This window comes from Amaricoccus macauensis (assembly GCF_049800915.1).
Classification (GTDB): Bacteria; Pseudomonadota; Alphaproteobacteria; order Rhodobacterales; family Rhodobacteraceae; genus Amaricoccus; species Amaricoccus macauensis_A.
On sequence record NZ_JBNAFY010000003.1, the window covers coordinates 28194 to 45818 of the forward strand.

Below are 17625 nucleotides of genomic sequence, written 5' to 3' on the forward strand. Positions count from 1 at the left end.
AAATATTGGTGACACCGCGCGCCGGCGGTTGTTCGGCATAGTTATTTCGTATATTCGTGAATTATGGAAACAGTGACCTCCAATCGTCTCTCGGTGCTCGGCCATCCCCAGCGGCTTGCCCTCTTCCGCCTGCTCATGCGGCGGTATCCGGATCGGGTTCCCGCCGGGGAACTGGCGGCCGCGCTCGGCCTGAAGGCCTCCACGCTTTCGGCCTACCTCTCGGCGTTGGGGCAAGCCGGGCTGATCACCCAGGACCGGCTCGGCACGTCGCTTCGCTATTCCATCGACCTGGTCGAGGTGCGCCGCACCCTCGACTTCCTTCTTCTCGATTGCTGCCGCGGGCGCGCGGATCTCTGTGCGCCCGTCTCCGAACTCACACAGGCTGGAACAGATCTCATGTCCGACCAGAAATACAACGTGCTCTTCATCTGCACCGGCAACTCGGCCCGGTCGATCTTCGCGGAATCGATCCTGAACCGGGAAGCGGGTGACCGATTCACCGCTTACTCGGCCGGAACGAAGCCCTATTCCGAACTGAACCCCTTCGCTCTCGAGGTGCTCGAGCAGAACGGGTACGACATTTCCACCCTGCGCTCGAAGAACGTTTCCGAGTTCCAGGGACCGGACGCGCCGAAATTCGATTTCGTCTTCACGGTATGCAACCGGGCGGCGAACGAGGAATGCCCCTCATGGAACGGCCAGCCGGTGAGCGCGCATTGGGGCATGCCCGACCCGGTCAAGGCCGAGGGCACCGACGCGCAGAAGAGCCTTGCCTTCCACCAGTCCTATGGCGCGCTGCGCAACCGCATCCTGGCCTTCACCGCCCTGCCGATCGCCTCGCTCGACCGGATTTCCCTCCAGAAGGCCGTGGACGAGATCGCCCATGCCGACAAGGGAGTTCCCGCGTGACCGTCTACGCTCTCAACGGCCTTGGCCGCATCGGCAAGCTCGCCCTCAAGCCGCTCCTCGAAAGCGGGGCGGAGATCGCCTGGATCAACGATGCCGTCGGCGATCCGGCCATGCATGCGCATCTGCTGGAATTCGACACGGTTCATGGCCGGTGGAACGCCGCCTTCACCCATGATGACAGCTCGGTGAGCATCGACGGCACCCGCCTGCCCTTCATCGGCACGCGCGACATCAAGGATCTGCCGCTCGACGGCGTCGATGTGGTGATCGACTGCACCGGTGTCTTCAAGACCGAGGCCAAGATCGCCCCCTATTTCGAGGCCGGCGTGAAGAAGGTGGTGGTTTCCGCCCCGGTGAAGGACGGCAATGCCGCCAACATCGTCTACGGTGTGAACCACGACACCTATGACCCGGCCGAGCACAAGATCGTCACCGCCGCGTCCTGCACCACGAACTGCCTCGCGCCGGTGGTGAAGGTCATTCACGAGGCGCTCGGCATCCGTCACGGGTCGATTACCACGATCCACGACGTGACCAACACCCAGACCATCGTGGACCGCCCGGCGAAGGACCTGCGCCGCGCGCGCTCCGCGCTTAACTCGCTCATTCCGACCACGACCGGGAGTGCGACGGCGATCACGCTGATCTACCCCGAGCTCAAGGGCCGGCTGAACGGCCATGCGGTGCGCGTGCCGCTGCTCAATGGTTCGCTGACCGATTGCGTCTTCGAGGTCGAGCGGGAGACCACGGCGGAGGAGGTGAACGCGCTCTTCAAGGCCGCCGCCGAAGGTCCGCTGAAGGGCATTCTCGGCTACGAGGAACGCCCGCTCGTCTCGGCCGACTATACCAATGATGTGCGCTCGGGCATCGTCGATGCGCCCTCGACCATGGTCGTCAACGGCACGCAGCTGAAGGTCTACGCCTGGTATGACAACGAGATGGGCTACGCGCACCGTCTCGCGGATGTCGCGCGCATGGTGGGGGCCTCGCTGTGAGCCAGCCCTCCACCCGGCCCGAGGGGCTTTCGGCCTATATCGCCGTGACCGCCGCCTACTGGGCCTTCATGCTCACGGACGGCGCGCTCCGGATGCTGGTGCTGCTGCACTTCCACACCCTGGGTTTCAGCCCGGTGCAGCTGGCCTATCTCTTCGTGCTCTACGAGATCGCGGGGATGGTGACGAACCTGTCGGCCGGCTGGATCGCGGCGCGGTTCGGGCTCACCTCGACGCTCTATGCGGGGCTCGGGCTTCAGGTCGTGGCGCTGATCGCGCTGGCCCAGCTCGATCCGAGCTGGACCGTGGGGGTTTCGGTTGCCTTCGTCATGATCGTCCAGGGCGCTTCAGGCGTCGCGAAGGATCTGGCCAAGATGTCCTCGAAATCGGCGGTGAAGATCCTTGCGCCGACCGAGGGCGGAGGTCTCTTCCGCTGGGTCGCGGTGCTCACTGGCTCGAAGAACGCGGTCAAGGGCGTCGGCTTCCTGCTCGGTGCGGCGCTGCTCGCCTCGCTCGGCTTCGTCTGGGCCGTGCTCGTGATGGCCGTGGTGCTGGCCGCCATCCTCGTTGCCGTTCTGGTGGCGATGCCGTCGGGACTGCCGAAGGGCAAGAAGGGCACGAAGTTCTCGGAGGTCTTTTCGAAGTCGGCCAACGTGAACTGGCTCTCCGCCGCGCGTGTCTTCTTGTTCGGCGCGCGGGATGTCTGGTTCGTGGTGGGCATCCCGATCTACTTCTACGCGGTCCTGTCGGACGGCACGGAAGAGGGGAACCGCGCGGCCTTCTTCATGATCGGCACCTTCATGGCGGTCTGGATCATCCTCTACGGCGCCGTGCAGGCTGCGGCCCCGAAGCTGCTGAATGCGGCGAACAGGCCCGAAGGTGACCTGATCCGGGCGGCCCGAAGCTGGGCCGGGGCGCTGGCGGTGGTGCCCGCTGTGCTGACGGCAGCCATTCTCGTCGCAGATGGCCAGCAGACCTGGCTGACCGTGACGGTCGTCATCGGGTTGCTGGTGTTTGGTGCGCTCTTCGCGGTGAACTCCTCGCTCCACTCCTACCTGATCCTGGCCTTCACCAAGGCCGAGCGGGTGACGATGGACGTGGGCTTCTACTACATGGCCAATGCGGGTGGTCGTCTCGTCGGCACGGTGCTCTCGGGCCTGACCTACCAGGTCGGCGGGCTGGCCCTGACGCTGGGCACGGCGGCTGTCATGGTGGGGCTTGCGGCGCTTGCCTCGGGCAAGCTGAGCGTCGAGGAACCTGAGGCTTCCCTGGCCTGACGCCTCTCCCCCCACACACATGAAAACTCCGGTGCCTGCCTCGCGCGGGCGCCGGCTTGCCTCTTCTCCGGGCGGGTCGATCCGCGACCACACCCGGCGCCAATCTTTGGCCACCTTCTGGATTTCCCTACGTTTTGCCGCGAGGATCCGTCACACTCGCTTCCCCGGCGCCTCATTCTGGCTGCCCGTGAAACTGCGGACCAGGCCCCGGCACACCGGCCAAACAACGGAGACATCGATGGCAACGAGATCGGGAGATCAGGCCTTTCGGCGCAAGGACGGCACGAAGGGGCGTTGGCACGAAATGACCTATGGCGGCGCGCTGAGCTTTCTGCGCCGGAACTACAGTCGCGACCTGACCGATGTGGATGTGGCCGTCACCGGCATTCCCTTCGACAATGCCGTGACCTTCCGCCCCGGCTGCCGCCTCGGACCGCAGGCCATCCGGGCCGGGTCCGTGCAGCTTGCCGAACTCAAGGCCTTCCCCTTCGGATTCGATCCCTTCGAGACGCTCAGCGTGGTGGATTACGGCGACGTGCATCTCGATCCGCACCATCCCGACACCGTGCCACTGGCCATCGAGGCCCATGCGGACGAGATCCTCTCGAGCGGTGCGAAGCTGCTGTGCCTGGGGGGCGATCATTCCATCGCCTATCCGTTGCTCAAGGCGCATGCCAAGCATCACGGCCCGATTGCGCTCATCCAGTTCGATGCCCATTGCGACACCTGGGACGATGATGGCGTGCAGATGGATCATGGCACGATGTTCGCCCGCGCCGCCGACGAGGGCATCGTCGATCCGACGAAATCCACCCAGATCGGGCTGCGCACCTTCAACGACAGCGCCCATGGCTTCGAGATCCTCACCAGCCCCTGGATTCACCGGAACGGCATCGAGGCGGCCATCAAGATCACACGCGCCCGCGCCGGAGACGCGCCGGTCTACATCAGCTTCGATGTCGACGGCATGGACCCGGCCTTCGCTCCTGGCACCGGAACACCCGTGCCCGGCGGCCTGAGTTCCTGGCAGGCGCTCGAACTCATCCGCGGCATGGAAGGGCTGAATCTGGTCGGAATGGATGTGGTCGAGGTCTCGCCGCCCTACGACCATTCCGAAATCACCTCCATCGCCGCCGCCACCGTGGCCCATGACTGGCTCTGCCTCCTGGCGCGTGCCAAGGGAGCCAGGCCGGTGCGGATCGGACGGCTCTGACGGCTTTCGCCGAGGCGCCCAAAGGTCATGGGGAACGGGCGCGGTCCGATCGAGCCGAATCGCCGGGACTGCAGGGCTTCCCTTTTCCGGCCCGGCGTGGAATAGGGACGCCAAACCGACAGCCCATGGCGGAGATGTACAAATGATTCTACGCGAGGCGCTCACCTTCGATGACGTACTCCTCGTTCCCGGCCCTTCCGAGGTTCTGCCCGCGACGGCCGACACGCGCACGCTCATCACACCCAGCATCTCGCTGAACATTCCGCTTGTCAGTTCCGCGATGGACACGGTGACCGAGTCCAAGATGGCCATCGCAATGGCGCAGGCCGGCGGAATGGGCGTGATCCACCGCAATTTCACCGTCGAGGAGCAGGCCGCGAAGGTCCGCACCGTCAAGCGCTTCGTCTCCGGTGTGGTCGACACGCCCGTGACGCTGAGGCCGGACAACACCCTCGCCGATGCCCGCGTCCTGATGGAACAGTATCGCATCACCGGCTTCCCGGTGGTGGACGAGCGTGGTGTGCTGGTGGGCATCCTGACCAACCGGGACATGCGTTTCGCGAACGACGAGACCACGCCGGTGCGCGAGATGATGACGGCCGACGATCTCGCAATCCTCCGCGAACCCGCCGATCTTGCCGAAGCGCGCAAGATGATGCAGGCGCGGCGGATAGAGAAACTGCTTGTCGTCGATGGCAAGGGCAACCTGACGGGCCTGCTGACGCTCAAGGATCTCGAACAGGCCGTGCTCAACCCGCGTGCCGCCCGCGACGATCAGGGCAGGCTCCGTGTGGGCGCTGCCTCGACCGTCGGTGATGCGGGCTACGAGCGCTCGGTCGCGCTGATCGAGGCGGGCGTGGACATCGTGGTGATCGACACGGCCCATGGCCATTCGAGCGCGGTTGCGGAAGCCGTCAGCCGGATCAAGGCCTTCAAGCCGAAAGCACAGGTGATCGCGGGCAACGTCGCGACCGCCGCCGCAACCCGCACGCTGATCGATGCAGGTGCCGATGCGGTGAAGGTCGGGATCGGTCCGGGATCGATCTGCACCACACGCATCGTCGCCGGTGTCGGCGTGCCGCAGATGACCGCGATCTCCGACTGCGCGACGGAAGCCCGCAAGACCGGCCATGTCGTGATCGCGGATGGCGGCATCAAGTTCTCCGGCGACTTCGCCAAGGCGATCGGCGCAGGCGCGCATTGCGCCATGGTGGGCTCGATCCTCGCCGGGACGGACGAGGCGCCCGGCGAAGTGATCCTCTACCAGGGGCGCAGCTTCAAATCCTATCGCGGCATGGGCTCGGTGGGTGCGATGGCGCGCGGCTCGGCTGACCGCTACTTCCAGAAGGAAGCGAGCGCGGACAAGCTCGTGCCCGAAGGCATCGAGGGCCAGGTGCCCTACAAGGGCGCGGTCTCGGCGGTCCTGCACCAGATGGTGGGCGGTCTGCGCGCGGCCATGGGATACACCGGCAACCGGACCGTTCCCGAGATGCAGACCGGCTGCGAGTTCGTGCGCATCTCCAACGCGGGCCTGCGCGAAAGCCATGTGCACGACGTGCAGATCACGCGGGAGAGCCCGAACTATCGATTGGGATAGCGGGCCCAAGCCTCATATCCGGGCAAGAACCGGGGCGTTGGACATCAGCGCCTGAAGACGGGTTCTGGCCAGATCGACATGCCGGCACGAAACTCCGGGTTCAACCCGTTTTGGCCCGGACCGCCTTCGTCCCGAGCGAGCCTTCCCCGCACGAGGCCTCGGCCAGCGCCGCGGCGATCAGACCGTGGATCTCGTCCCATTCACCCACCGGTGGCAGGACCGTTCCGGCGTAGTGCCCTTCCTCCAGCGCTTCGGGCAGATCCTCCAGAACATGGGAATTGCTCGTCGCGAAGAACGGCAGGCAGAGCCCGTTCCGTGTCTCGGCTGCGGCGTCCCGCAGGTAGGGCGCCTCGTCGACATAGCCGGTGACGACGGCGGCAAAATCGCTTTCCTGCCGGATCCTCTCGGCCAGCGCCTCGGTGACGCGCTTGGGCCGCGGATTGCTCGGGGAGCCATGGGCGGCGAGGAGAAGCGGCATGTCACTTGCGGGCCGATCAAGCTCGCGACAGGCGCGATCGAGCCGAGACAGGATCATCTCCGGCAGTTTTGGATCGAGGCCCAAGGGGGGCAGAATGCGCGCATCGCCCGCTCCGGCCTCTGCGAGCCGCCTTGGCAGGTTGGTGCTTACGAACCAGCCATCTGTCATGAACATCGGATAGATGACCGGCGTTTCGCCCAGCGCATCTATTGCCGCCGCCAACGCTCCGCTCGCGGCAAGCGTTGCCGAGCGGACCGTCCAGCCCGGCAGCATCGCCTCGACGCGAGCGGCGCGCGCAGCAAGCTCGCGTTCCGGCCGCTCCGGATCGGAGGGCTGTCCATGGGCGACGATCAGGGCAGTCCTTGTCACTTCTGCCATCGAAACACGTGACCTTTCTCCAGAGTTTGCATGACCGGTCGTCGGGAGCCAACAGAGACCGCGGGGAAATTGGGCTATGGCGTTCCGGGGGGTGGTCCGGTGCGCCCCATGTGTCTGATTATGGCGTAGTGTTCCGGGGCGGCAAGCGACCATTACCCCTCGGCGCCGCTCAACAGCAGCAGGGCGTGGGGATCGGTCACGGTGATATGCCGCCGACGACTGGCAAGAATGCCCTGCCTTTCCCAGGCCGAAAGCAGCCGGCTGACCGTGTGGAGCGTGGTGCCGGTCATCTCGGAAATGTCCGCCCGGGTCACCGGAAAGGCGATCTCGACGTGTCCTTCGACCTTGCGACCGGACTGGCTGACCATCCTGAGCAGGGCCGAGGCGACCCTCTGTTCGACCGCCCGTGTCGCAAGCTCCAGAATCCTGGCGTGAAACTCCTCGACCCGCTCGCCGACCGTCTTGTAGGTCTCCGTGGCGAACCCGTCGTATTGCGTGACGAACGTCTGCCAGAGCCGCACCGGCCAGGAGAGCGTCATGGTTTCGGTGGCACAGACCGCGGTGGCCGGATAATGCGTCTTGCCGAGCGCGGGGGCTATTCCGAAAAGTTGACCGGGCGGAATGTGCAGCGCGATGATCTGCTCGCCGTCATCTGTCGTGCGGACAACCCGGATATAGCCGTCCAGCAGCAGGTAGAACCGTTCCGCCTCCAGACCTTCCGTGAAAACGGCAACGCCCTCGGCATGCCGCGCCGGAGTGGCGCGGTCCAGGATTTCCCGGATCTGCTGCCGCGACAGTTTCGAGAAGGGCGGCAGATCCCTCAGTAGGCTTTCGTCAAGCTTGGCCAATTTTCGGTCCGGAAGGTTGCGGAGAGACAAAGTCGGCGCGGAAGGGTTAGGACATTCTCGTCGAAAGAGAAACATCCCGGTGCGCCGGAACCGCGACCTGGCGCCTCCCTGCTCTTTCGAAAGGGAAACCCCATGCCCTCCAAGGCACCCTATACCGGCCCTGCCCTCATCAGCTACGGGTTCCGACCCTTCTTTTTCCTGGCCACCCTCTTCGCGTTGCTGGCCATCCCCGTGTGGCTTCTGGTCTGGCGCGGCACATTCACCCTCGGCGGCCCGTTCAGCCCGATTGACTGGCATATCCACGAAATGCTGTTCGGCTACGCCGCAGCCGTCATCGCGGGATTTCTCTTCACAGCCGTTCCTAACTGGACCGGTCGGCTGCCGGTTCGGGGCTGGCCGCTTGGCCTTCTCGCGATCCTCTGGCTTTCGGGTCGCATTGCCGTCGCGGGCGGGTTCGGCCTGCCTGCGGAGGGTGTGATGGTGCTGGATTGCGCCTTTCTCCTCGTCGTCACCCTTGCCATCGGCATGGAGATCATGGCGGGAAGGAACTGGCGAAACCTGCGGGTTCTCGTCCCTGTGTCGCTTCTCTGGGCGGCGAATGTCATCTTTCACCAGGAAGCGATGCGGTCGAGCGCTGCCGATCTCGGTGTCCGGCTCGGTTTCGCGGTGGTGGTCTTCCTGCTGACGCTCATCGGGGGGCGGATCATCCCGAGCTTCACCCGCAACTGGCTCACCAGGCGTGACGCTTCGCGCCTGCCCGCCCCGTTCGGGCGCGTGGACCGGATCGCGCTTATTGCCGGGGCCTCGGCGCTTCTGATCTGGGTGGCCGCGCCTGTCTCGGTTTTCGCGAAGTTGCTTCTTGCGCTTGCGGCAGTCCTGCACAGCCTGCGCCTTGCGCGTTGGAAGGGAGAGGCCACATGGCCCTCACCGCTGCTTCTGATGCTGCATGTGTCCTATGCCTTCGCGCCGGCGGGACTGCTCGCACTCGCCATGGCCGATACGCCTGCCATGGGACTGCACCTCCTGGGCATCGGCGCGATCGGCGGCATGACCGTCGCGGTCATGATCCGCGCCACCCGCGGACATACGGGCCGAAGCCTCGTCGCGGGCCGGGACCTGACGTTTGCCTACAGCCTCATCGTGCTTGCCGCATTGATCCGCACCTTCCTGCCGAATGTCGTGATTGCCGGGCTGGACGGCATCCTGCTTTCGGGCCTGATGTGGACGGCGGGGTTCGCCCTCATCGTGGTTCGGATTGTGCCATGGCTCGCGCTGCCGCCCGACGGCCGCAAGACACCCGGTCAGCCGAAGCGCCCTCAGGGCCCTGGCGCAGGGGCAAGCTTTCCGGACCCGAAATCCGGGTGAGGCACGCCGTGCCTCATCTGCGGTTTGCCGCGCCCCCCTGTTGGAAAATGGTTTCGCCATCATCGGCCAGCGCGCATAGTGGAACACCACCTGTGATCGAAAGCCACCACCGGGCCTATCGCGGAAAAGGATCGAACCCGGTCCCACCTGTCAGAACCGCCCAGCGGCGACTTGGAGTGCCTGAGAATGACCGAGACCGTCACCGTGGAAGCCCTGGGCAAGGCGCTTCTGGAAAGCACCGGCGCCAAGCGCCGCCTCGTCGGCGTCGCCGGACCGCCTGGTTCCGGCAAGAGCACGCTCGCGGACATGCTGCGGGACGAGTTAAACACTCATGTGCCGGGTTGCGCCGAAGTCCTGCCGATGGATGGCTTTCATTTCGACGACATGCTGCTGAAGGCGCGCGGGCATCTCTCCCGGAAGGGCGCACCCCATACATTCGACACCGGGGGACTTCTCTCCGCATTGCACCGGATTACCGCCAATGACGGTGCGGATGTTGCCGTGCCGGTCTTCGACCGCTCCATCGAAATCGCCCGTGCTGGCGCCCGGATCATCGGGCCGCGCGCGCGCATCGTGATCGTGGAGGGGAACTACCTGCTGCTCGATCACCCGGACTGGTCCGCGATCCGCGCGTGTTTCGACGTCACCGTCTTTCTCGATGTCCCCGAAGCCGTGCTTGAAGCGAGGCTCACGGCCCGCTGGCGCGGCTACGGGCTGGAAGGAACGGCCTTTCATGACAAGATGGAGGGCAATGACATGCCCAATGTCCGGCAGGTGCTGCGTGAGAGCGTTGCGCCCGATTACCGGATCGAGAACTTCTGAACCCCGGCCGGTTCAGGCCACCCGGCGCCGGATGGTGCCAGGCAGGGTGAAGCTGTTGCCGCCCTGCTCCAGTTCGGTCGCCTTGTCCCGCAGCGAGGTGACCGCCACGGTGGTTTCCTCGAACATGGCGGCATTGTGCTGCGTGATCTGATCGAGTTGGTTCACCGCGGCCGAGATTTCCGAAAGCGCGATGGCCTGCTCCGAGGATGTCTCCGCGACGCCATTGACCAGATCGTTCAGCCGCCCGACGAGCTGTTCGATCGCCTCGAGCGCGGTCCCGGATTCGTTCACCAGCGTCACACCGGATTCGACCTGGCGCGTGGAGGTCTCGATCAGCGTCGCGATCTCGCGAGCCGCTTCGGACGAGCGTTGCGCCAGGGCACGCACTTCCGAGGCGACCACGGCAAACCCCCGCCCGGCATCGCCGGCCCGCGACGCCTCGACACCGGCGTTGAGCGCGAGGAGGTTGGTCTGGAACGCGATCTCCTCGATCACCGTGGTGATGCGTGAGATGCTCGCGGAACTCTGGGCGATATCACTCATGGCCTTCACGGTCCGCTGGACAACCTCGCGCCCCGTCTCGGACATTTCCCGCGTGCTCGACACCGCCGCGGTGGCCTCTCTCGCCCCCTCGACGGAACTGTCCACGGAGGCGGAAAGCTCGGTGATCGCGGCGGCTGTCTCCTCAAGGGAAGCCGCCTGGTTCTCCGTGCGCTGGCTGAGCGCAAGGGTCGCGGAACTCAGGCTCTCGGTATCCGATCTCATGGACGCCGCGCCTTCGAGGATCATGCCCACGAGCATGGCGATATGCTCCACCGCCTCGTTGAAGTCGCGGCGAAGTTGTTCGTAGGCCGGCGGAAAGGCGTCCTGGATCGCCACGCCCAGATCGCCCTTGGAAATGGCGCTGAGCGAGTTGGCGAGCGTGTTGACCACGGCTTCCTGTTCGAGGCGCAGACGCTCGCGCTCTGCCTCCGCCGCGGCACGTTCCGCCTCCTGCTGCGCCCGCGCCTCTTCCTTCTCGACCCGCCGCTGCTCTTCTGCCTGGCGATGGCGCTCGGCAATCTCGGCCTCCCGCGCCTCGGCCTCACGCTCCTTCTCGCGGGCGGCCTCCTGCTGCCGGGCGTATTCGGCATCCTTCTCGGCCTGCTCTTTCGCGAGCCGTTCGCGCTCCTGCATGGCCTGCCGGAACATTTCGATCGAGCGCGCCATGTCGCCGATCTCGCCGCGCGCCTCGACATGCGGAACGGGAGCCGCGATGTTGCCTTCCCGCATGGCCTTCATCCGCTGGATCAGGCCCCCGATCGGCCCGGTGACACTGCGCACGAGGATCGTGGAAATGACCAGAAGCGCGATGAGGCTCACGCCCAGCACGCCCAGGCTCACATTCCTCAGATGCGCGAGATTTCCCTTGATGTCGGACACGTAGGAGCCGGTTCCGATGATCCAGCCCCAAGGCTGGAACTCGCGCGCAAACCCGAGTTTCTGATCGGTGACATTCGTGTCGGGCTTCAGGAAATCATAGAGGACGGCTCCCCCGCCCTCCTCGAGCGCAACCCGCCGCAACTCCTTGAAGAGCTTCAGCCCGTTGATGTCCTCGTATTCCTCCTGGTTGGTCCCGACCCAATCCGTGAGGATGGGATGCGCCACGATGGTCACATCATGTTCGAACACGTAGAAGTAGCCGATCTCCTCGTAGGTCAGCGACATCATGATCCGCTGCCCTTCGGCCTGTGCCTCATCGAGGGTCATTCCACCCTCGGCCACCTGCCGGTCGAGATCCGCGAGGATGCTGATCGCGGTATCCACCACATCGCTCAGGTGCCGCTCGCGCATGTCGTAGGCGTTCTGAATGGCCAGGGAAAGCAGCGTCCAGGCCAGGAAAGCCGTCAGCAGAACCGCAAGGGCGACAATCGCGTAGATCCGGGTCGACAATCTGTAAGCGCGCTCACTCAGCATCGAATTGACCTGCGTTATCTGTTCATGAACGGAATCAGGCGCTTCTGGACCCGGTCGTTCTTCTGCTTGATAGGCCTCGATTGCTGAACCACGGGTAAATGCGGGCAAAAACCCGCCCTCTTGCGCGTCCCGGCAACCGGCCAGGTCCGGAAACCGTTAGGGAATTCACGAAACTTGTGTGCGACCCGATGTTTCCGAGCGCGGCGTTTTCACGCTAAGGAAGCAATGCGGAACTGGTTTTCTGGAGAACGTGCATGGATCGTGTCGATTGCGTGGTGATCGGAGCGGGCGTCGTCGGACTGGCGGTGGCGCGGGAGCTTGCGCGCGCGGGCCGCGAGGTTGTGGTGCTCGAACGCGAGAGCCTGATCGGCAGCCATACGAGCTCGCGCAACTCCGAGGTGATTCATGCCGGCATCTACTACACTGCCGGCTCCGCCAAGGCCCTGCACTGCGTGCGCGGCAAGCACATGCTCTACGACTATTGCGAGAGCCGGAACGTGCCCCACAAGCGGCTTGGCAAGATCATTGTCGCCACCGAGCCGGAGCAGGTCGCAACACTTGAGGGGATCGTCGAGAAGGCCCGCGCGAATGGCGTCGATGATCTCACCCATCTCGACCATTCCGAGCTTCACCGCATGGAACCCGCGCTTCGCGGCGAGGCCGGGCTGCTCTCGCCCTCGACCGGCATCATCGACAGCCACGGCCTGATGCTCAGCCTGCAGGGCGAGATCGAGGATCACGGGGGCATGATCGCCTTCGGCACTGGCTTCGTCTCCGCTCGCGCAACGGCGGACGGCTTCGAGATCGAGACGGAAAGCGACGAAGGGCGGCTGACCATCGGCGCACGCGAACTGGTGAATGCGGCAGGTCTCTTCGCGGGCGAGGTCTCGACGGCGATCGAGGGTCTCGCGCCCGAGCACACCCGGCAGATCCACTACTGCAAGGGCAACTATTTCTCCGTCTCCGCGCGCGTGCCCTTCTCGCGGCTGATCTACCCGGTGCCCGAGCGCGACGGGCTGGGCGTTCACCTCACGCTCGACATGGGCGGCGCGGGTCGCTTTGGCCCCGACACGGAATGGATCGACGGCATCGACTACAGCCTCGATGCCAGCCGCGGCGACGTGTTTTACGCCGCGATCCGGCGCTACTGGCCCGATCTGGCCGACGAAGCACTCGCGCCGAGCTACACGGGCATCCGCCCCAAGCTCTATCCTGCGGGGGGCGCGGCCACCGATTTCACCATCGAAGGGCCGGAAACCCACAACGTGCCGGGCCTCGTGAACCTCTTCGGGATCGAGAGCCCTGGCCTCACCTCGTCGCTTTCCATTGCCGACACGGCCGCAGCACTCCTGCTGAAGGAATAGGGCGCCGCTCGACGGGTCAGGGCGCCCTACCCTGCAGATGTTCGATCAGTCCGCGACCACGTCCTGGCGCTGGCTGCCAAGCCCGTCGATGCCCAGTTCGACCACGTCGCCCGCCTTGAGGTAGCGCGGCGGCTTCATGCCAAGCCCCACACCCGGAGGCGTGCCGGTCGAGATGACATCGCCGGGATGCAGCGTCATGAACTGGCTGAGGTAGTGCACGAGGAACGGCACCTTGTAGACCATGGTGGCGGTCGAGCCGTCCTGCATGGTCTCGCCATTGACCTTTAGCCACATCTTGAGCGCGCTCGGATCGGCCACCTCGTCAGGCGTCACCAGCCATGGCCCGATCTGGCCGAAATTGTCGCAGGACTTGCCCTTGGTCCACTGGCCCGAGCGCTCGATCTGGAAGGCACGCTCGGAGACATCGTTCGTCACGGCAAAACCCGCCACGTGATCCATTGCCTCGGCTTCGGAGACGTATTTCGCGGGCTTCCCGATCACCACGGCAAGCTCCACCTCCCAGTCGGTCTTCTCCGAACCGCGCGGAATAATGATCGGGTCGTTCGGCCCGCAGATCGCGCTCGTGGCCTTCATGAAGATCACCGGCTCGGGCGGCACATCCATGCCACTTTCCTCGGCGTGATCGGCATAGTTGAGGCCGATGCAGATGAACTTCCCCGTCCCCGCGATCGGCGGACCCAGCCTCGGGTCGCCCTCCACCAGCGGCAGCGTGTTCGCGTCGAGCGCGGCAACTGCGGCCAGCCCCTCCGGGTGGAGCGCGTCACCCGCCAGATCGCCGACATGGGCGGAGAGGTCGCGCAGGCGCCCCTCGCCATCCACCAGCCCCGGCTTCTCCGCGCCGCGCTCGCCATACCGTACAAGTTTCATGCCCTGTCCCTCATCCTGTTCAAATCGACCAGCCGCCATCGATACAGACAGCCTGCCCGCTCGTGAACCTCGCGCCCGCCAGATAGACCGCGAGATCCGCAATCTCCTCCGGTTCCGCGATCCGCCCCATGGGCTGGCGCGCGACGAATTCCTTGTGCGCCGCCTCGTAGTCGCCCGTGGCACGCAACCGATCGTCGAGCGAGGGCGTCTGTACGGTGCCGGGGCAGATCGCGTTGCAGCGGATGCCCTGCTTGACGTAATCGGCCGCGACGGCCTTCGTCATCCCAAGCACCGCCGCCTTGGTGGTGGAATAGACGAAACGGTTCGGCACGCCCTTCAGCGAGGAGGCGAGGGAGGACATGTTGATGATGCACCCATCGCCGCGCTCCAGCATCCCCGGCAGAACGCCGCGTATCATCCGGATCATCGCCCTCACGTTCAGATCGCAGGCGAAGTCGAACTCCTCCTCGGTGGACTCGAGCAATGTCCCGTTGTGCACGATGCCGGCGCAGTTGAAGAGAATGTCCACCCGGCCCACCTGGGCGCAGAACGCCTCAACCGCTTTCCTGTCCAGCACATCGAGCCGCGCGGTCTCGCAGCTGTCGAGCCCTGCAAGCCCCGCCTCGTTCACATCCGTCGCGATGACCCGCGCACCGGCACGCGCGAATGCCACGGCGGTGGCCCGCCCGATGCCCTGGGCTGCCGCGGTGACAAGCACCACCTGCCCGGCCAGATCTGTCTGCCCCATGCCTCGTCCTCCCGTCAATTTGGTCTTGATTACATTACCGCGCCGATCTGCCACGGCACGAATTCCACCGCACCGAAGCCCTGCGCCTCGCTCTTGGTATGTTCACCGGAAGCCACGCGCAGCATCAGTTCGAAGATTTCGCGGCCCTTGTCCTCAAGGGTGACGCCCTCGAGAATATCGCCGCAATTCACGTCCATGTCCGGTTCCATCCGCCGCCAGAGATCGGGGTTGGAGGCGATCTTGATGCAGGGCACCGGCTGGTAGCCCGAAACACTGCCGCGACCGGTGGTGAACGCGATGAGGTTCGCCCCCGATGCGGTCTGCCCGGTCACCGAACAGGGATCGTAGCCCGGGCTGTCCATGAAGACGAACCCTGGCGCGTCGATGGGTTCGGCATAGCGGTAGACACCCGAGAGCGGCGCGGAGCCCCCCTTGGCCACCGCCCCGAGGCTCTTCTCGAGGATCGTTGTCAGGCCGCCCCGCTTGTTTCCCGGCGAGGGGTTGTTGTCCATCTCGCCGTAGTTGCGCGCCGTGTAATCCTCCCACCACTCGATGAGATCGATCAGCTTGCGGCCCGTGGCTGTATCGACCGCGCGCTGTGTCAGCAGGTGTTCCGCTCCATAGATCTCGGAGGTTTCCGAGAGGATCGAGATCCCGCCATGACGCACGAGCAGATCGGAGGCGACGCCCAGCGCGGGGTTCGCCGTGATGCCGGAATATCCGTCCGAGCCGCCGCATTGCATCCCCAGCACCAGCTTCGACGCGGGCGCCTCTTCGCGTTCGGCCTTGTTGGCCTCCGCCGCCAGTTCGCGCAGGATGCCGAGCCCCTTCTCGACCGTGGCCCGTGTGCCGCCGGTCTGCTGGATGGTCATGTAGCGGAACCGCGCGCTGTCCTTCAGCGCCTCGCGGTCGATCAGGTCGGGGATCTGCATCACCTCGCAGCCGAGCCCCACCATCAGGATCGCACCGAAATTCGGATTGTGGCCGTAGCCCGCCAGGGTGCGGAAGAGCGTCTCGTAGCCCTCGCCGCCCCCCGACATGCCGCAGCCGGTGCCATGGACCACCGGCACGATGCCATCCACGTTCGGAAAGGCATCGAGCAGCCGCTCGCGGTGGGCGTATTCCGCAATGAACCGCGCGACCGAGCCGGAGCAGTTCACCGAGGTCAGGATGCCGATATAGTTGCGCGTGCCCACCCGCCCCGAGGGGCGGTGAAAGCCACGGAAGGAGGCCTGCACCTCCATGGGTCGCAGGGCCTTGGCCTCGCTGCCGAACCCGTAATCCTGCTTGTGCGCCCCCATGCCGAGATTGTGGACATGCACGTGTGCGCCCGGCGCGATGTCCTCGGTTGCCGACCCGATGATCTGGCCGTATTTGCGCACCGGCGCGCCCGCGGCGATGGCTGTGGCTGCGACCTTGTGACCCGAGGGGATCTTGCTCGCTGCCGCGATCCCGTCTCCCAGATCCGCGCCCGCCGGAATGTCGCGAAGCGCCACCAGCACGTTGTCGCTTCCATGCAGCCGAAGCACGGCCGTACCCTGGTCTGTCAATGTGGTCACGGCGTCACGATCACTTTCACGAGTTGATCCCGGTTCTCGACCAGACCGGGAAAATGGTCGGGCAGCTTTGCCAGTGGCAGCACCAGCGACGCGATGGCATCCGTCGGGATATGCCCCTTCCGGATCGCATCCATCACCTGGTAGAAATCCGCCTCAAGCGCATTGCGCGACCCGATGATGCGTGCCTCCCGCTTGTGGAACTCGGCATCGCTGAAGCGGATATCATCCTTCACCACGCTCACCAACACCGTGCTCCCGCCATGTGCGACCAAGGGGAAACCGGCCTCGATGGCCCTTGCGTTCCCGGTTGCATCGAACACCACGTCGAACCCCTCGGCAAGATCGCCGGTGCTCAGATCATCGCTCGGCAGATGCCCGTGCTCGAAACCGAAATGATCACGCGCGAGCCCGAGCCGCGCCGGGCTCAGGTCCATCAGGTGCACCTCCGCCCCCGCGAGCCGCGCGAACATCGCTGTGCCGAGGCCGATGGGCCCCGCCCCCGTCACCAGAACGAGGTCACCCGGCCCGGTGCCCGACCGCGCGACCGCATGGGCGCCAATGGCGAGAAACTCAACCATCGCCGCCTGCTCGGCCGTCAGCCCGTCCGCCGGGTAGAGATTGCCTTCGGGCACCGCGATCCGCGCGCACATGCCCCCGTCCCGGTGAACGCCAAACACCTCGATCTCCGTGCAGCAATTCGGCTTGCCCTGCCGGCAGGCCCGGCAGCGCCCGCAGGAGACGTAGGGGTTCACCACCACGAGCCGGCCCTCTTCCGGCCCGCTCGCCACATGGCCCGAAAGCTCGTGGCCGATCACGCGGGGGTAGTCGAGAAACGGATGCTTGCCCTCGAAGATATGGTAGTCCGTGCCGCAGATGCCGATGGCCGCGATATCCACGAGCGCCCAGCCCTCGGGCGCCTCCACGGGCAGGGGCCGCGCCTCCACCGCCATCCGGCCGGGCTCGACACATACGCCGCATTGCATCGTCCGCACAGCGGTTCCGATCATGTCGCGGCCTCCAGGTTGCTATTGAAGTAGCCGAACCAACTCTGGGCACTTCCATGCCAGATTTGACACGTGGCAAATCTGGTCGCGCAGCCCGTCCCGGGCGGCTGCGCGCTTTCGCGCGCGCCACGGTCTTGCGCGTCCAGAACCATCGGTCGGGTCCGGCTCTTCCGCTCTCGACCTCCGCGCGTAGCGCTCCGCTCGACCAGCCTGCGCAAGTCTCCACT

Annotated in this window: 15 protein-coding genes; 8 read left to right on the top strand and 7 right to left on the bottom strand. The window is 65.4% G+C overall.

The genetic code is table 11. From position 1 onward, the window contains the following. The first annotated feature begins 63 nt into the window (after positions 1-63). The 5 genes from ACP15W_RS07880 (at position 64) to guaB (ending at position 5988) form a co-directional block, all read left to right on the top strand. A complete protein-coding gene (locus ACP15W_RS07880; protein WP_424932323.1) occupies positions 64-909 on the top strand; it encodes a helix-turn-helix domain-containing protein in 846 nt (281 codons plus the stop codon). Beyond that, positions 906-1904 carry an ArsJ-associated glyceraldehyde-3-phosphate dehydrogenase gene (locus ACP15W_RS07885; protein WP_424932324.1) on the top strand — a complete coding sequence of 333 codons (999 nt, stop codon included), beginning with the start codon at positions 906-908 and terminating at the stop codon, positions 1902-1904. The genes ACP15W_RS07880 and ACP15W_RS07885 overlap by 4 nt, the downstream gene beginning before the upstream one ends. Then, positions 1901-3178: an organoarsenical effux MFS transporter ArsJ gene (gene arsJ, locus ACP15W_RS07890; protein ID WP_424932325.1), complete on the top strand. Its 1278-nt coding sequence runs from the start codon at positions 1901-1903 to the stop codon at positions 3176-3178. Before ACP15W_RS07885 ends, arsJ begins: the two co-directional genes overlap by 4 nt. Before the next feature lie 238 nt (positions 3179-3416). After that, positions 3417-4391, top strand: a complete 975-nt coding sequence (gene speB, locus ACP15W_RS07895; RefSeq protein WP_424932326.1) for an agmatinase — start codon at positions 3417-3419, stop codon at positions 4389-4391. 142 nt (positions 4392-4533) lie between these two features. Further along, positions 4534-5988, top strand: coding sequence for an IMP dehydrogenase (gene guaB, locus ACP15W_RS07900; protein WP_424932327.1), 1455 nt, complete (start codon positions 4534-4536; stop codon positions 5986-5988). Between the two features lie 100 nt (positions 5989-6088). Here guaB and ACP15W_RS07905 read toward each other — a convergent pair whose 3' ends face one another. Together ACP15W_RS07905 and ACP15W_RS07910 are read right to left on the bottom strand one after the other, a co-directional pair. After that, positions 6089-6844, bottom strand: coding sequence for a CbiX/SirB N-terminal domain-containing protein (locus ACP15W_RS07905; protein WP_424932328.1), 756 nt, complete (start codon positions 6842-6844; stop codon positions 6089-6091). Positions 6845-6996: 152 nt separating this feature from the next. Beyond that, positions 6997-7692, bottom strand: a complete 696-nt coding sequence (locus ACP15W_RS07910) for a Crp/Fnr family transcriptional regulator (RefSeq protein WP_424932329.1) — start codon at positions 7690-7692, stop codon at positions 6997-6999. A gap of 132 nt (positions 7693-7824) precedes the next feature. Between ACP15W_RS07910 and ACP15W_RS07915 the strand changes: the two genes are divergently transcribed. Then, on the top strand, positions 7825-9057 hold the full coding sequence (locus ACP15W_RS07915; RefSeq protein WP_424932330.1) for an NnrS family protein: 1233 nt from the start codon (positions 7825-7827) through the stop codon (positions 9055-9057). Between the two features lie 186 nt (positions 9058-9243). Further along, entirely contained in the window at positions 9244-9879 is a 636-nt protein-coding gene (locus ACP15W_RS07920; protein ID WP_424932331.1) for a nucleoside/nucleotide kinase family protein, read from the top strand. 12 nt (positions 9880-9891) lie between these two features. Here ACP15W_RS07920 and ACP15W_RS07925 read toward each other — a convergent pair whose 3' ends face one another. Beyond that, the gene (locus ACP15W_RS07925; RefSeq protein ID WP_424932332.1) at positions 9892-11835 is read right to left on the bottom strand and encodes a methyl-accepting chemotaxis protein; all 1944 of its coding nucleotides are present in this window, start codon (positions 11833-11835) and stop codon (positions 9892-9894) included. Positions 11836-12089: 254 nt separating this feature from the next. Between ACP15W_RS07925 and ACP15W_RS07930 the strand changes: the two genes are divergently transcribed. Further along, a complete protein-coding gene (locus ACP15W_RS07930) occupies positions 12090-13199 on the top strand; it encodes an NAD(P)/FAD-dependent oxidoreductase (protein WP_424932333.1) in 1110 nt (369 codons plus the stop codon). 45 nt (positions 13200-13244) lie between these two features. Here ACP15W_RS07930 and ACP15W_RS07935 read toward each other — a convergent pair whose 3' ends face one another. From ACP15W_RS07935 to ACP15W_RS07950, 4 genes are read right to left on the bottom strand one after another with little or no spacing between them, the layout of a single operon-like run. After that, complete coding sequence (locus ACP15W_RS07935; protein WP_424932334.1) at positions 13245-14087, bottom strand: fumarylacetoacetate hydrolase family protein; 843 nt, start codon at positions 14085-14087, stop codon at positions 13245-13247. A gap of 19 nt (positions 14088-14106) precedes the next feature. Continuing rightward, positions 14107-14835 carry an SDR family oxidoreductase gene (locus tag ACP15W_RS07940; protein WP_424932335.1) on the bottom strand — a complete coding sequence of 243 codons (729 nt, stop codon included), beginning with the start codon at positions 14833-14835 and terminating at the stop codon, positions 14107-14109. Positions 14836-14864: 29 nt separating this feature from the next. Next, positions 14865-16394: a UxaA family hydrolase gene (locus ACP15W_RS07945; protein WP_424932336.1), complete on the bottom strand. Its 1530-nt coding sequence runs from the start codon at positions 16392-16394 to the stop codon at positions 14865-14867. Continuing rightward, positions 16391-17401, bottom strand: a complete 1011-nt coding sequence (locus ACP15W_RS07950; protein WP_424932337.1) for a zinc-binding alcohol dehydrogenase family protein — start codon at positions 17399-17401, stop codon at positions 16391-16393. The genes ACP15W_RS07945 and ACP15W_RS07950 overlap by 4 nt, the downstream gene beginning before the upstream one ends. Positions 17402-17625 lie beyond the last annotated feature (224 nt).

Excerpts from the sequence above, each read along its gene's own strand:
- ACP15W_RS07880 (WP_424932323.1), top strand. The coding sequence starts at position 64 with ATGGAAACAGTGACCTCCAATCGTCTCTCGGTGCTCGGCCATCCCCAG.
- speB (WP_424932326.1), top strand. The coding sequence starts at position 3,417 with ATGGCAACGAGATCGGGAGATCAGGCCTTTCGGCGCAAGGACGGCACG.
- guaB (WP_424932327.1), top strand. The coding sequence starts at position 4,534 with ATGATTCTACGCGAGGCGCTCACCTTCGATGACGTACTCCTCGTTCCC.
- ACP15W_RS07905 (WP_424932328.1), bottom strand. The coding sequence starts at position 6,844 with ATGGCAGAAGTGACAAGGACTGCCCTGATCGTCGCCCATGGACAGCCC.
- ACP15W_RS07915 (WP_424932330.1), top strand. The coding sequence starts at position 7,825 with ATGCCCTCCAAGGCACCCTATACCGGCCCTGCCCTCATCAGCTACGGG.
- ACP15W_RS07920 (WP_424932331.1), top strand. The coding sequence starts at position 9,244 with ATGACCGAGACCGTCACCGTGGAAGCCCTGGGCAAGGCGCTTCTGGAA.
- ACP15W_RS07925 (WP_424932332.1), bottom strand. The coding sequence starts at position 11,835 with ATGCTGAGTGAGCGCGCTTACAGATTGTCGACCCGGATCTACGCGATT.
- ACP15W_RS07930 (WP_424932333.1), top strand. The coding sequence starts at position 12,090 with ATGGATCGTGTCGATTGCGTGGTGATCGGAGCGGGCGTCGTCGGACTG.
- ACP15W_RS07935 (WP_424932334.1), bottom strand. The coding sequence starts at position 14,087 with ATGAAACTTGTACGGTATGGCGAGCGCGGCGCGGAGAAGCCGGGGCTG.
- ACP15W_RS07940 (WP_424932335.1), bottom strand. The coding sequence starts at position 14,835 with ATGGGGCAGACAGATCTGGCCGGGCAGGTGGTGCTTGTCACCGCGGCA.
- ACP15W_RS07950 (WP_424932337.1), bottom strand. The coding sequence starts at position 17,401 with ATGATCGGAACCGCTGTGCGGACGATGCAATGCGGCGTATGTGTCGAG.